The organism is Chitinophaga sancti (assembly GCF_034087045.1).
GTDB classification, from domain to species: Bacteria; Bacteroidota; Bacteroidia; order Chitinophagales; family Chitinophagaceae; genus Chitinophaga; species Chitinophaga sancti_B.
This window is the reverse complement of the sequence record NZ_CP139247.1, coordinates 3,241,716-3,256,526: the sequence shown is the minus strand read 5'-3', so window position 1 is coordinate 3,256,526 and position 14,811 is coordinate 3,241,716. Positions and strand designations below refer to the sequence as shown.

Genomic DNA, 14,811 nt, shown 5'->3' with positions numbered 1-14,811 from the left:
GCGGTAGTTTATTTAGAGGTAAAGAAGGGATTAGAACCCATTTACTATTAATATAGCTTAATTACTTATATTTACTTCGATAGGTAGAAAAAGTAAGGAAGTTTCCAAAACTGACCATTTTTCTGTGAGTTCTAACTCTTTGACAAGCATTCGACATACAATATCCGCAACTAATTGATAATCATAACCCACGAACGTTCCAGTTCTGGGCACTTGGCTAACGCCGGGGATAGTATCTCCGGCGTTATTGTCTTATTCCACACCCAACTCCCCTCTCCTGAACTATGGATCAAGTCAAATTCTTGGGCGAAAACTGAAAATTCGCTGCTTTGCAATTCATAACCCAATACATTTAATTCCTTTCTGAGACTCACTTCTATATTCAGTGTGTCATTATCAATATCATCCTGAAAGATAAGTGTTTCAATGGTCCCGGAGGGATTATAGCGATGAAATTTGGGAAGATTGATTAGCAGCTCAAGCTATTTTAAAATGTAAAGACCGGAGATATCTCCGACCTTTTCATTTTACATTTTTCAACTTACCGGACCATTACCGTATGCAATAACACCTTATTTATACCACCATGCTCCTGCCCCGGTTGTCCTCCTCCTATACTGATCACTGTTTTTCCGCCAGGTTGATATTGTTTTCCATTGTCATCAACCAGAGAAAGATCTTCTGTCGTTAATGTGAATGATACTTTTTTACTTTCACCATGTTTCAACGATATGCGCTGAAAACCTTTTAATGCCCTTACAGGTGCATTTGCCTCCCCGGGGTGACTTACATAGAGCTGTACCACCTCATCCCCATCAAATTGCCCTGTATTAGTCAACAATACACTGATACTAACTGGCGTCCCTTTGCGGACACTTTCTGCTGCCTTTAGCTCATTATAAGAGAAATGAGTGTAGCTTAATCCATATCCAAATGGGTATAAAGGCTTCCCCCTGAAATAGCGATAAGTCCTATTCTGCATTGAATAGTCTGTGAAAGAACGCAGATCTTTATCTGATGCATAGAACGTCACAGGCAGGCGTCCCGAAGGATTATAATCACCAAAAAGCACATCCGCAATAGCAGTACCTGCCCGCTGCCCTCCATACCAGGCGTTAATAATTGCAGGTAGCTTCGCCTCCTCTTCAGGAATAGCAATAGCGCTGCCAGTCATCATCACAAAAACGACCGGTTTACCGGTTTGCTGTAAGGCTTTCAGCAGCGCTGTCTGGACCTTGGGCAACATAATGGTAGTGCGGTCTCCACCGTCAAACCCGGGCACACTTACAGGCATCTCTTCTCCTTCCAGTTGCGGTGAGATACCGCCGGCAAAAATGATGGCATCTACATCCTTCAGCCTTCCTGCCAAAGCAGCAAAGTCAGTTTTTACCCTGTCGCCGGCTTTGACCTGGATAAAGGCATTGCCCTCATTCTGATGAAATTCCACCACGATTTTGTAGCTGCTGTCTTTCCTGGCAGATAATATAAAGGGTCTTGCACCCCAGCGGTTCTTTGTCCAGGCATCAACGATCAAAGAGTCATTGATAAACAGGCGATAGCCGTCATCTCCATCTATCTCAAAATTCATTACCTCCGTTGCTGCTGCTTTCAGAAAGGTGGTGTACCTGGCTGAATAATGGATGGTCTTCAGGTTAGGTGCAGGTGTCTGTCCTTCCGCCCAGTAATGGTCAATATCCTTTTCAATGAGGGTCTGCAGGGGTGTACCTTCCAGCCGCTCATTGTCAAAATACGCTGCCTGCACACCCGGACTCCCATTAAAGGATAGCATAGCGGTAATATCCCGGTAATTCAGCAGGGTATCGTTAGTATGATTGATCGCCTTTTCGTAAATAAGTGTTACATCCGGACCCAGCTTTTCCCTGATGCCTTCCACAACGGTCACAACCCGGGAGGGGGTTCCGTTATAGTTGCCAAGAACTGCTATTTTATTATCAGCATTGGGCCCTATCACCGCTATCTTTTTTATCTTTTTACTAAGCGGTAGTACGCCTTCCGAGTTTTTAAGTAAAACAATGGATTCTCTGGCCATTTTCAGGGCATGGGCATCATGCTCCGGGCTTTCCAGTACTGAAGCGGGCGTTTGTGCATACCTAACCTGTGATACCGGGTCGAACAAACCCAGCCGGTACCGTATGGTGAATAATCTACTGAGAGAAGTATCCAGCTGCGCTTCGCTGATCAACCCGGTTTTTACTGCATTGATCAGCGAATAGTAGACCGAGGTGCCGCACTCAATATCTGTTGAATGAATGAGGGCATCTGCTGCTGCTGCAGTAGCATCCTTATGGGTCTTATGGTATTTGAAAAAATCATCCAGCGCCCAACAATCGCTGGTTACATAACCGGTGAACTTCCATTGCCTTCGCAGAATGCTGGTCATCAGCAGATCATTTCCACAGCAAGGCTGACCATCTACGGCATTGTATGCACACATCACGCCGGCAACACCCGCATTGACAACCAGTTCATGAAAAGCAGGCAGGTAAGTATCCCAGAGATCATGCAGCGAAGGATGAATATCATCGGAATGCCTGCTGGGTTCCGGACCGCTGTGTACAGCAAAATGTTTGGCGCAGGCAGCAGCCTTCAGGTATACAGGATCATCACCCTGCAGTCCGCGTACAAAGGCAGCTCCCAGTTTAGCGGTCAGGTAGGGATCCTCTCCGTAGGTCTCCTGTCCTCTGCCCCAACGGGGATCACGAAATATATTGATATTGGGTGTCCAGTAGGTTAACCCCATATAGCGTTCATTGTTCTTTCCTTCAGCGGTAGCCCTGTTATGAATGGCCCTACCCTCGGTGGCCGAGTAATCTGCCATCAGGAACAAAGCAGCAGTATCCCAGGTGGCTGCCATGGCAATGGCCTGCGGATAAGAAGTAACGTGATAAGGAGTACGGGCAACGCCATGAAGCGTTTCATTCCACCAGTCATAGGCAGGTATACCCAGATGGGTGATAGCAGGTGCCGCATTGACCATTTGCCCCACCTTTTCTTCCAGCGTCAACCGGTGAACCAGATCATTAACACGTTGCTCCACAGGCAGCGTGTGATCCCACATAGGAAAACTCTTATACTGCTGGCCCAGGGAAGATCCGGCAATAAATAATCCAATAAATACGATTAGTTTTTTCATAACATGAGGGTTGTCTTTAACGGAAAATAAGTAAAATTGTCAATCAGACAGTCATTAAACTTATTCCAATTAACCCAATTGACAAACTTATTTATGTTAACCCGATTAAGCATTTCAGCTGCATGCACAGATTGGCAGACAATTTTCTGCAAAGAAAAAGTATTCAGTGGATGAAAAAGTTCAAAAATGACCGCTGTTTATTTTTAGAAGTAGGTGACTACTCTCTATATCAAGTCGGCTTTTGCTTTTGCAATCTTACAATCTTTGAATGTGATTTCAAACATACCACCGATTTTATTGCCAGGAAACTCACCTGTAAATTCCACTTCAAAATGAGCTTCATTGTCCGAGATGATGTCTAATTTAACAAGTCGGGTTTGTGTCTTGTAACCAATAAAATAATCTTCAAAATATGTTTTAATGGCTTGGTGTCCTTTAAAAATCTGTCCAACCGAAGGATCGTTAAGTATGGCGTTTTGATGCCATTGTTCTACAAATTTTTTTGTTTCATAAGCGTTGGCAATTGTAAGCCAGTTTTGTATAAATTTGTTGATGTTCATTAGGTTTAATTTAAAGATTGCTTATATTCCAGTGGTGTGACACTCGTTTTCCTTTTGAATAATTTGTTGAAGGATTGTGAATGTTCAAACCCTAATTGATAGGCAATTTCTGATACTGATAATTGCGTGGTTGCTAAATATTCTTTTGCCTTTTCAATTAGTTTTTCGTGAATGTGGTGTTGTGCATTTTGTCCGGTTAAGGAACGAAGCATATCGCTTAAATATCTTGGTGAAACGTTTAAACTCCCTGCCAAATATTCTACTGTTGGAAGTCCTTTTTGCGAACTTTCATCTTTGTCGAAATAATCATTTAAAATTTGTTCCATTTGGGTAAGCAAATTGTGGTTTACCGCTTTTCGTGTAATGAATTGGCGTTTATAAAAACGGTTGCTATAATTGAGTAAAACCTCAATATGCGAAACCATTACATCCTGACTAAATTCGTCAATAGATGTGTTTAGCTCATCTTGTATATTTTCAAAAACAGATAAAAGCGTTTGACGTTCTTTGTCGGAAACAAATAACCCCTCATTGGCTGCATATGAAAAAAAGCCAAATGTTTTAATTCGTGTTGAGATTGAGTAATTGCGAATAAAATCGGGATGAATAAGTAGTGTATAGCCTGAATAATCAGTATCCTCTTCGGCACTTGCTATAATTTGGTTGGGCGAATAGAAACACAAACCGCCTTCATTAAAATCGTAATAGCCTTGTCCATATCTGATTTTCCCCGTAAAATTAAATTTGAATGAAACTTTATAGAAATTGAGCAACAACAATTTGGGCATCTCTTCATCGGGCAGTTTTATATCGGCATAGTTTACCAAACTTACCAATGGATGTAAAGGCTTAGGCAAGCCCAATGCTTTATGTAACTCTGAAATAGAATTAAATGATTGTGGTAGTCTTTCCTGTTTTCCCATTGCTACAAATTTACAAAATGCATTATAATGTCCTTTCAAAAGGTGACTTAATATGAAGTGACTGCCTCAATTTTATTCTGAAATTGTCTGCACCTTCTTGCAACCGTTCTTGAGCTGTTTGTTCAGCATCCCTACCCGCTAAATATCTTAATTGATCTTTACCATCTGTTGCTGCTTTATATACCACTTCTGCTATTTCTTCTACTTCATTAAACTGAAAAAGCTGCCCATTACTGATAAGTTTGCCCATACTTTCGTTTAGAACCTCATATTCCTTACCTCCAGCAAATTGCATTGCATTTACAAAATTACTTTTAATGCCTCCTGATGCCACGGTTTTAATTCCAACATTAAATAGAGCAAGGTCGTATGAAATGCTTTCGCTAAATCCTTCTAATGCCCATTTGGTAGCGTTGTAAACGCTAGACAAAGGGCAAGACGAAAATCCAAAAACAGAGGTGGTTGTAATAAAAAGCCCTGCTTCTTTTTGTTTGAAATAGGGAATAAAAGCTTTAGTAACTCTGATAACGCCTGTAAGGTTGGTTTCTATTTGTTGCAAAATTTGTTCATCAGTTGCATACTCCAAAGCTCCTCCTAAACCATACCCTGCATTGTTGAAAACAACATCCACGTTCTGGTGGGCAATGATGCTCTTAACTGTTTCATTAATCTGTGAAACATTGGTGACTTCCAACGAAACCAAATTTATATTTTCTAATTGATTGAGTTCTGTTTCTTTTGCGGGGTTTCGCATTGCAGCAATTACATTCCAACCTTTTGATTGAAATAATTTAGCTGTTGCCTTGCCTAAACCTGCCGATGCACCTGTAATAAATATTGTCTTTTGCATTTCAATTTATTCTAATGATTATTAACCAATTGTTTCTGCCAACTCAATAAGGTTGCCATCTAAGTCAGCAAAAAATGCAAGTCTTTTGCCGATAACGGGTAGGTCGAAAGGATCGCCAATAATGGAAACATTTCTTCTTTTTAATTCGGCAAGTGTTTCATCCACACTATTTACATTTAAACAAAAATGATGATAACCAGCAGGGTGAAGGCTTTCGTTTAGGTCGGTAAAAATGTTTTGTGGTTTTGGGTTAGCTCCTGCCAATAGTTCTATCCAAAAATTGTCATCCTTTGGAGGGGCCAAATAAGCCAATTGAAGGTCGCCAAAAGGCCATTCATGAATAACCCGAAAATCTAGTTTTTCTACATACCATTTTTTACTGGCTTCAAAATCAGGAACTCTAAGAGCTACGTGTGCACCTCGAATACTACTGAAAATACTTTGGGCATTTTTAGCAGGGATTTGAATTGTTGTCTTGTCCATTTTATAATAATTTTTATGGAACAAAATTCTGCAAATGGTTACGATTGGTTGTGTCTTAAATGAGTATTGTTGTAGTTGAAATGACGTTTTTCTTTATTACTTCCTGTCATGATGTTATGGCTGTCGGTCGTTGCCATTGCCACTAACATTACATTTCCGCTATTATACGCTACTTTTAGCGGGAAACAATATTTGCAAGTTATCATTTTTGAGCTTTTTATCCCAAAAAAGCGTTTATCACCGGGTAGCGCAAATACAACTTAGGTTAGTTTTAAATCATCTAATGGGCTAATAATTTTTAGTAAGTCTTTATTACTTGTATGTAAATAACGAAGCGTAGTTTTCAGATCATTACGCCCTGGCAATTTAGGTAGCATATCTTTCGCATCCAATTTCCAGCATCATGACCATTTGGTTCATATAAGAAAGCATAGATTTACTATCTGTCTTTGCCACTATATAGCTATCTATTTGCGTCATTTTTGAAAGGATGAAAGTTTGTGAAAATTGAAACCTCTCTAATAATGCAGGTAAACGTTTACAAAATCATCCCACGTCCCTCTACACTTACTCCGCAAGCCTACAGGATGCAGAAGTAGTATTATAAGGTACTTTATCAAATTTTATGCTTTTTTTACCTTTTTCAATTCAGTGCGGTGATTTTCTCCCCACTTAATCATTTCATCTACCAATGGTTTCAGGCTTTTACAGTAGGGAGTCACTGTATATAAAACAGATACAGGTAGCGAATCATATACTGTACGGATCACAAGCCTGTTTTCTTCAAGATCTTTTAACTCCTTTGATAGTACACGGGTAGTGATACTCGGAACAGCCCGCTGCAAATCACGGAATCTGTTATTACCATTATTAATAGCTATAAGGATAGGCAATTTCCACTTTCCACTGATGACAAACAATGTATCCTGTACGTATTTTATTTTTTCTTCAATGCTTAATTCTTTCTTTGCCATACTGGTATACTTTAAGTAACTGGCATCAAAAGTATATCAAAGTACTGTTAATTTTGTAAAAAATATAATAATGCAAAAGACAGTATTTATCACAGGAGCCACCAGCGGTATTGGTAAAGCTGCCGCAATTACCCTTTCCCGGCAAGGCCTACAAGTTATTATACAAGGAAGAGATGTTAAAAAAACAGAACAAGTAAGGCAGGAAATCATTACTGAAAGTGGCAATAGGCAAGTAAGTGCTGTTACAGCGGACCTGTTCAGTATGCAGGACATTCGTAAAATGTGCGTACACATACATGAGCAATGTTCTCGTATTGACATCCTGATCAATAATGCAGGTGGCCTGATGAGTGATGCCAGGGAAATCAGTACAGATGGTATAGAAAAAACTTTTGCTGTGAATGTGACAGCGCCGTTTCTAATTACTCATCTGTTGTTAGATCTACTTGAAAAGAGCGATGATGCCCGTATCATTAATGTTGCATCAAACTCTCACCAGCTTAATGCACAACCTGACTTTAAAGATATACAACTTAAAAATGGATATAACCCATTACGGGCGTATGGCAATGCTAAATTATTCCTGATCTGGAATACCCAGCACCTGGCTAATTATCTGGCGCAGGAAGGTCTTGCTCATGTAAAGGCATATTCACTCCATCCAGGTGCAGTTGCTACCAGCTTTGGAAAAAATAGTAACCTGGGGCCTTTGTTAAATGTGATAAGCAAACTCGCCCGGCCGTTTTTCCTTAGCCCGGAATCCGGGGCAGACACCATCGTTTTCCTTGCAACTACCACTACTGTTCCGGGTAATTCTGGTGATTATTATGTAAAAAGAAAACCAGCGAAGAAAAGCAATAAATATTTTAGCCAGGAACGGGAAGATCTTATCTGGAAGTATTGTTTACATCAAATCGGCATTAATAAATACATTTAAATATTAGAATATGAGCACTATTTTAGTGAAAAAAGTTTTTGGACATTGCTGCTCGTTCTTTTCCCTGCAACCAAAACTGGTCTCGCGCAAACGAAAAATAATATTGTATTTCAATTACACCATACCGGGCTGGCAGTTCACGACCTTGATAAAATGGGAAAACGTTGACAACAACACAAATCACTGGCACTTTACCAGCACACTACTTATACAATTTGCATTTCTGCGGCCTCTTCTAGCTAAGTCTTTCTGGCAACTTCCCCTTTTAAGATTGCTATTCCGGCTACCTGGTTTAACATCCATTTGACTGAATGTTTGCGGTACGCCCCTCCCCGGGCCAGGCGAAACCCACTCCTCCATGCAGGTATCTTTCCGTTTGTAGATAAAAAGTATTCACTCCCTGGATCCCGACTCCTGCGTAATAAAAGAATTTATCGACGTGTTCCTGATATTCACCAAACTCACGATACTCTGTGTGTAAAGCAAGCAATTCCCTCATTTCCTCATTATGTATACGGAAGGCCTCTGTGCAAGCATCCTCCAGCGAAAGATTATATTGTTGCTGCAATACAAAGACCAGATTAAAAACTTCTGTCCCCTTCGCCATTTCTTTTGGCAGGGAATGAATGTCATTTTGCCATGCAATAACCAAAGTCAGATGAGATATGATCTTTTGAACGACAATATGCTCAAAGATATGTCCTGGCAGCACAAGGCCCGATTCAATCTCTCCAAAAATCAGATACGGACGCATAAGAACGGAATATTCACGAATGGTTTTGAAAAGAGTGAGCGATGGTGGGCGCTGGGCTATTTTATAAGGATACTCCAATTCAATCCCATATCTGACGGATTGATAGAAATAGTAAACAAATCGTTCGAACCATATTTCAGGCATTAAAGCACGGAATTCATCCCTGATCAATGCCATATGTTGATAGATTGCGTTTTCTTCGGGCCTTGGTTGATCGCCCTTTAGAATGGCTGTACAACGAATCCGTAGCTGTTGTATTTCCTCAAGAGACGAATTTTCCACCTGGTCGTCGAAAGCCACATATTGGAGCATGAACCTATTGCAGGGAATACTTTGCTCATAGGTTAAGTCTGGCCACATACGGGCAGTGCAGATATGCAGCCTCATTTTTTTGTATTTTTCCCGTTGTTCTTCAGTCAAAAAAGTGTAGTCATTATCAATCCAGCCATCCATATCTTTCCCCATTTGTTCTGCATGTGGACTAATAAGGTTCGGCCAGGGATAATAGCCATGTGGCAGGTAATCTTTTGAATTAAATTCTTCTGGTTTCATCTTGTTTGAAGTTTGAGTTTTGTAGATTGTAAAATGAATAACTGTAACAGGTTTATTCCAATTTAATATCTACCTTATACCTGGTTGAATTTTTCTCTTAGTTCCGCAGCATTCGGGAAAGCAGTTCCATTATACCGGTCCAGCCTGGTAGATACATTTTTCCAGCCGCTGAGCACCATGCTCATATAATGCACCCAGTTAACCACAGCATCCTGCCATATCCCAAAGTCGGGTAAGGAAGCCTGCAAGGTGACAAATTCTTTCAGGTCTTCATTATGCAAACGCAGGTCTTCCAGGCACGCTTCTTCCAGCGAGATTCCGTACTCATGCTGGATCACCTTTACAATGTTATAATAAATACTACCGGTTGCTTCGTCTTTAATCACCGATTGCACCTCGTTAAAGTAGGTTACCAGGTGGCAGGCAAGTGCCTGCAAGCGCCGGATCACCGGATGTTGGTGGATTTCTGGTGGTAAGATTATTTCTGTTTCGACTTCTGTTAATTGCAGGAAGGGATAGAGACAAATGGAATCTTCTCGTAGGGCAATACATTCTGCCACAGTAGGGAAGGTCTTATTCCTTTTGTAGGTCAGCTCCATTTTCAGACCGGTAAAATACCGGCTGATCATTTCCGAAAAACGAATGATCGATTCCTGCGGGATAAACTGCAATAGTTCCTGACGTAGCGATTCGAGCAGATGGCCTAAAGGGATTTCTGCTTCGTTAGCTCCTATCTCACCATTCAGTATAGCCACTGTTCTATTGTGGACATGCCCGATATCCTCAGGAGTTCCTTCTTCATACAGATCGTCGTTGTACAAGGTCCAGAGCATAAGCCTGCATATGGGCTTCAGCCGTTCAAACGAAGCCGTAGGGAACCAATGAGAGGCGATGTAGGCGGTTTTAGTATTCTTGTACTTTTTTCGAAGATCTGGATTTTGCTCATACAGCCATAAGTATTCCCCGTCTATCCATTGCGTTTCTGTAATTTCCTGCAACTGGTCCGCATAGGGGTTTTTAAGGGCCGGGAACGGATAATTGAATTTAGTGCGAAGCAGTTCAAGTGTGTTCATGGATGAGTAGTTAATTGAATGGATGAAATAGAAATAGAATCTGGTCATTGGTTAAAGCCCCTATCGTCATAATCTATTATGAAATTATTACAGATTATTGCAGTAGAGCTGCAGTGATGTATAGATAGACTGATCCTGGAATATATTCTATCAGGCCCTGTGTATTTCTATGTAAAATATCAATATAGGTCGATAGGTAAGAAATAATGAAATACAGCACCTGCTGTATCCTTTATTGACTCCATGCTCATATCGGATGTAAACCGGCAGAAAATTGCATATGAAAACGCGCAAAACATTTTCGAGATTAAGGCAACATAAGCCATATCACGATCCATTAAAAAAAATATACCCGCCAGCACGTGAATATTTAGTCAGTACAGATCCCACTGCTGATAGGATTTGATCCCAATTTATAAGCTAAGCCTGAAAGCCTTGTAAGAATTTGAAGAAATTGGTTCGCAAACACGCCACTACTAAGCATATAAGAAGGGAAGGTCGGAGAATTCTCCGACCTTCCCTTCTTATATGCCTACGGCTTTTTAATTCAACAATTAATCTCTGTCTTTGCCCTGTCTGATCCAGTCGATATACCAGTATTCACCAATATGTGTGAGTGAAACCTTCATGTCATATCCTGCTTTCTCGAAAGTGGATTTAAATATACCATGTCCACCTCTTTTTAAGGAGCTCCAATAACGGCCAAAAAAATATCCTGGCTTATTTTTACGCAACAGTAATTCTTCCTTTACAGCTTGTGGATTGCTGCCATAAAATTTATCTTCAATAATCTCGTCTGTATGCCCTGTTTTGGACAATTGCTTTTTGATAGATTCAAACCACTTTTTTTCATGGTTAAGATAGTCTTCAGAAAATAAATCTAATGACTTCAGGTAGGCCAGGTATTCGATTACGGATCCATCATTTACAGCTTTAATACTATCACCATTTATAGTGAAACATTTTTTGTAACCATAGAGTTTTTCTGCGTTTGCAGTTTGTTCCAGCAGCGTATATAACTCTTTTAATTTATCAGTATCATATTTGATTTTTGACTGCGCTGAGGAAGAGTAAGAAAATACCGTAATAATCGAAATGAATAGAGTACAGAATAATTTAAATCTCATAGAGTTATTGTTTTTTCTTTTTTAATTCAAGATTACCAGGAGATGTAGAATCAGAACCATCACGGAATTCACCACGCAAGGTGAGCATTTTGTTTGATTGCCTTATTATTTCATATGGCGTAGGATCAAAGCCATCATCATCGGCGATGATCAGATAGGTTTTCATTTCTTTGGTTTTGATCTTCCACTTAATGGCTTTCTCTTTTTGTCCAACAATATATTTGCCGGTACCATCAGCATTAAAATCATACTGAATATTCAATGAAGATGCACTTGCTTCTTCCTCGAATTTGCGGGAAGATTTGCCATCTTTATTAAGATCTATAGGGCTATCAAAAAGCAAAGAACTGAATACGTAATGTCCGGGAATGCTTTCTTTTTGAGTTGTTTGGGCAGTACAATTTGCAGAATATAACATAATTATACCTGCAAGTATAGGGGATACTTTCTTCATGAAATGCTGTGTTGTCCTTTTAGCAGGAGCAAGATACATTATAATTAATAATTATACAATGTTAATTTATTGTTACTGCACCAATAATTTACCAATTATCTCACATACCTGGTTCGAATTTGCCTGATTCTTATATCAGCTAAATCCTTACTCAAAAAACGGCATCCCTGCTATCGCATACTTTCTCATTCCTTCTTCATTGATTTCTACACCTATGCCAGCCTTTTCTGAAACAGTGATGAAACCGTTATCCACCCATTCACCGTCATAGGATACAATCTCCCTGAACATAGGTTGTGTATGAAAATAACTCTGCCATTCCAGGATCATGAAATTAGGTACTGCAGCGCAGACATGTGCTGAAGCCATAGCGCCCAGAAAAGAGGCTACCATATGTGGTGCAAACGGCACATAGTAAAGGTTAGCCAGGTTCGCAATCCGCTGGCCTTCGCCTAACCCACCACATTTTTGCAGGTCTGGCATAACGATATCTACCGCACCTGTCTCAAGCATTCTTCTGAACCCATAAGCCAGGTATTGGTTTTCCCCAACGCAAATAGGTGTACTGGTGGAATCAGCTATTAATTTATAGGCTTCTATATTTTCAGCCGGTACGGGTTCTTCCAGCCACATCAGGTTCAGGGGTTCCAGTCGTTTGGCAATGGTATGGGCAGTGACTGCATCATAACGACCATGCATATCTGCACAGATATCAATGTCCGGACCTACTGCCTGACGGGCAGCTGCCAGTTGATCATACATACGTTGCAGTTCTGCCGGACTGGCTGTCCAGTTATATAGATCATATTTATTGGGATCGTTTACCTGATCCAGGTCGAACTTGATGGCGTTGAATCCCATTTTTCTGGCATTAAGGGCTGCTTCTGCAAAATCATTGGGTGTAGGCAAATTACGTTGATACAGCGCGGTATCACAATATACGCGTACCTTATCACGGAACTTACCACCCAGCAACTGGTAAACGGGAAGTTGCAGCGCTTTGCCTGCAAGGTCCCACAACGCTGTTTCTATGGCCGACAATACTGCTATATACATCCCTGCCTGGGCACCCTGAAAAAAGCCTGATTTACGGATATCTTCAAACAAGCGGTGCACATTCAGCGGACTTTTCCCTACTATCCGCTCGCCAAAATTCTTTACCAGGTAATATGTGCCGGCTATAGCATCCACTCCTTCTCCACAACCCCAGATATCCTGGTTGGTGTAAATCTTTACAAACAAACTACCTCTAATATATCCGCATTTTACTTTTGTGATCTTCAGATCAGCAGGTGCGGACGCTTTGGGCGTGCGGTCAACTGCTTTTTCATAAACCTGGCCAAAAATGGACAGTGGAGCCAGCACGCCGGCAATGGCGGTCTGTGTTATAAAAGACCTTCTTGAGTGATGGGTTTTCATTTACAGGTGTTTTATTGGAGAAGCATATTTTTGCTGCAGATTGCCGATTGCTTCAAATTCATCGAACAATTTGGCACTTAACTTTTCAAATATGCAGAAGTAATCAGCATAGATTGTATGATGCTGTTTATTCGGTTTAAAAACATTGGGAATATCAGCCACTGGTGCTACATTATCCAGTGATGTATAAATTCCCATTTCGGTAGCACTTAACAAATAGGCACCAAAGCTCACACTATGAAATTGTTGCCTTACCTGCACTGGCTTACTGAATATATCAGCAATCAGCTGGCTGCAAAAAGGAATAGTACCAAAACTACCATTTACTGAAAGACTGTTGATGGTTTGCTGTTCGCTCAGGGTTTTACCGATGCTGTAGATTTCATACAAAATACCTTCTATTGTAGCCCTTATAAAATGCCTGCGTTCATGTTTAATGTTAAGTCCAAAATAAGCACCGCGTGCATTCGCATTCCAGATGGGCGCACGTTCTCCTAAAAGATAAGGCAGGAACAACAATCCATCTGATCCCGTTGGCACATTGGCGGCTTCTTCCATCAGTTGCTGTATGCTGTTCTCCATATCAAACGGATTGGTAAATTCTCCGAATTGCCGGGTGAACCATTCAAAAATATTTCCTCCATTATTCGTAGGTCCACCTGATACATAACAATTATCAGTAAGGAGGTAATTGAAGAACCGCATTTGTTCATCTTTCAATATATTTGGCCCCATTACCCTTACAGCACCACTGTCTTCAATTGTTATGCTGGCTTTCTCTTCTCCTTTTATGATGCCGTCGCCTAAAGTAGCCAGGCAACCATCACTGGAACCAATAAGTATCTTCGTTTCTGCAGACAACCTTAATGATTGCTGATACGCGTTTTTCAATTTACCTGCTTTTGTAAACACAGGCACCAGCACTGCTAATTGATTTGCGGTAATACCTGCGTACTGTAATGCATCATCTTCCCAATGCACGGTATGAATATTCAATAAACCTGTGGCAGAAGCAATGCTGTAATCTATCATATACTCACCGGTGAGCTGATGAATAACGTAACTTTTGATGGACAGGAACTTGCTGGTATGCCTGAAGCGCTCCGCATCACGATTCCTGATCCAGACTATTTTCACCAGAGGCGACATAGGATGTATAGGCGTACCCGTTAACTCATAGAGCTTTTTCCCCAGCTGCGAATCACGTAACTCCTGCGCTTCATTTTTGGCCCGGTTATCTGCCCAGGTAATAGCATTGCCGATGGGATTCCCATTCTTATCGACAGCCAGTACGCTGTGCATGGATGCACAGAAACATATACTGGCCACTTTGTATTTTTTCGGGTGTATATATTCGTTCAGCATATTCTTTAGTACATATAAAGTTGTAATAAAGATCTGTTCGGGATCCTGCTCACTGTGATCAGGTTCGGCATGAAATGTAGGATAGTGACCCTTCATAGAGCCAATGATGCAGCCACTGAGATCATAGGCAAATATCCGTATCCCATTTGTTCCTAACTCAATTGTTATGATGCATTCCATATTACT

General features: G+C 40.7%; 14 protein-coding genes. 1 reads left to right on the top strand and 13 read right to left on the bottom strand.

Going from position 1 to position 14,811, the window contains the following annotated elements; genetic code table 11:
• Positions 1–541: 541 nt before the first annotated feature.
• From SIO70_RS13625 to SIO70_RS13600, 7 genes are all read right to left on the bottom strand, one after another.
• Complete coding sequence (locus SIO70_RS13625; protein WP_320581406.1) at positions 542–3,154, bottom strand: glycoside hydrolase family 3 C-terminal domain-containing protein; 2,613 nt, start codon at positions 3,152–3,154, stop codon at positions 542–544.
• 224 nt (positions 3,155–3,378) lie between these two features.
• A complete protein-coding gene (locus SIO70_RS13620; RefSeq protein WP_320581405.1) occupies positions 3,379–3,714 on the bottom strand; it encodes a nuclear transport factor 2 family protein in 336 nt (111 codons plus the stop codon).
• Positions 3,715–3,719: 5 nt separating this feature from the next.
• Positions 3,720–4,637 carry a helix-turn-helix transcriptional regulator gene (locus SIO70_RS13615; RefSeq protein ID WP_320581404.1) on the bottom strand — a complete coding sequence of 306 codons (918 nt, stop codon included), beginning with the start codon at positions 4,635–4,637 and terminating at the stop codon, positions 3,720–3,722.
• A gap of 22 nt (positions 4,638–4,659) precedes the next feature.
• Positions 4,660–5,487, bottom strand: coding sequence for an SDR family NAD(P)-dependent oxidoreductase (locus tag SIO70_RS13610; RefSeq protein ID WP_320581403.1), 828 nt, complete (start codon positions 5,485–5,487; stop codon positions 4,660–4,662).
• A 21-nt stretch (positions 5,488–5,508) separates the two neighbouring features.
• Positions 5,509–5,970, bottom strand: a complete 462-nt coding sequence (locus tag SIO70_RS13605; RefSeq protein ID WP_320581402.1) for a VOC family protein — start codon at positions 5,968–5,970, stop codon at positions 5,509–5,511.
• Positions 5,971–6,336: 366 nt separating this feature from the next.
• Complete coding sequence (locus SIO70_RS33405; RefSeq protein ID WP_414017927.1) at positions 6,337–6,462, bottom strand: hypothetical protein; 126 nt, start codon at positions 6,460–6,462, stop codon at positions 6,337–6,339.
• A gap of 131 nt (positions 6,463–6,593) precedes the next feature.
• Complete coding sequence (locus SIO70_RS13600) at positions 6,594–6,944, bottom strand: helix-turn-helix domain-containing protein (RefSeq protein ID WP_320581401.1); 351 nt, start codon at positions 6,942–6,944, stop codon at positions 6,594–6,596.
• 70 nt (positions 6,945–7,014) lie between these two features.
• Here SIO70_RS13600 and SIO70_RS13595 point away from each other — a divergent pair, with 70 nt between their 5' ends.
• Positions 7,015–7,881, top strand: a complete 867-nt coding sequence (locus tag SIO70_RS13595; protein WP_320581400.1) for an SDR family NAD(P)-dependent oxidoreductase — start codon at positions 7,015–7,017, stop codon at positions 7,879–7,881.
• A gap of 292 nt (positions 7,882–8,173) precedes the next feature.
• Here the strand turns inward: SIO70_RS13595 and SIO70_RS13590 are convergent, their stop codons facing one another.
• From SIO70_RS13590 to SIO70_RS13565, 6 genes are all read right to left on the bottom strand, one after another.
• A complete protein-coding gene (locus SIO70_RS13590) occupies positions 8,174–9,187 on the bottom strand; it encodes a terpene synthase family protein (RefSeq protein WP_320581399.1) in 1,014 nt (337 codons plus the stop codon).
• 74 nt (positions 9,188–9,261) lie between these two features.
• On the bottom strand, positions 9,262–10,260 hold the full coding sequence (locus SIO70_RS13585; RefSeq protein WP_320581398.1) for a terpene synthase family protein: 999 nt from the start codon (positions 10,258–10,260) through the stop codon (positions 9,262–9,264).
• Between the two features lie 554 nt (positions 10,261–10,814).
• On the bottom strand, positions 10,815–11,387 hold the full coding sequence (locus tag SIO70_RS13580; RefSeq protein ID WP_320581397.1) for a hypothetical protein: 573 nt from the start codon (positions 11,385–11,387) through the stop codon (positions 10,815–10,817).
• 4 nt (positions 11,388–11,391) lie between these two features.
• The gene (locus SIO70_RS13575) at positions 11,392–11,841 is read right to left on the bottom strand and encodes a hypothetical protein (protein WP_320581396.1); all 450 of its coding nucleotides are present in this window, start codon (positions 11,839–11,841) and stop codon (positions 11,392–11,394) included.
• A gap of 147 nt (positions 11,842–11,988) precedes the next feature.
• Positions 11,989–13,260: a mandelate racemase/muconate lactonizing enzyme family protein gene (locus tag SIO70_RS13570; RefSeq protein ID WP_320581395.1), complete on the bottom strand. Its 1,272-nt coding sequence runs from the start codon at positions 13,258–13,260 to the stop codon at positions 11,989–11,991.
• Complete coding sequence (locus SIO70_RS13565; RefSeq protein WP_320581394.1) at positions 13,261–14,805, bottom strand: gluconokinase; 1,545 nt, start codon at positions 14,803–14,805, stop codon at positions 13,261–13,263.
• Positions 14,806–14,811 lie beyond the last annotated feature (6 nt).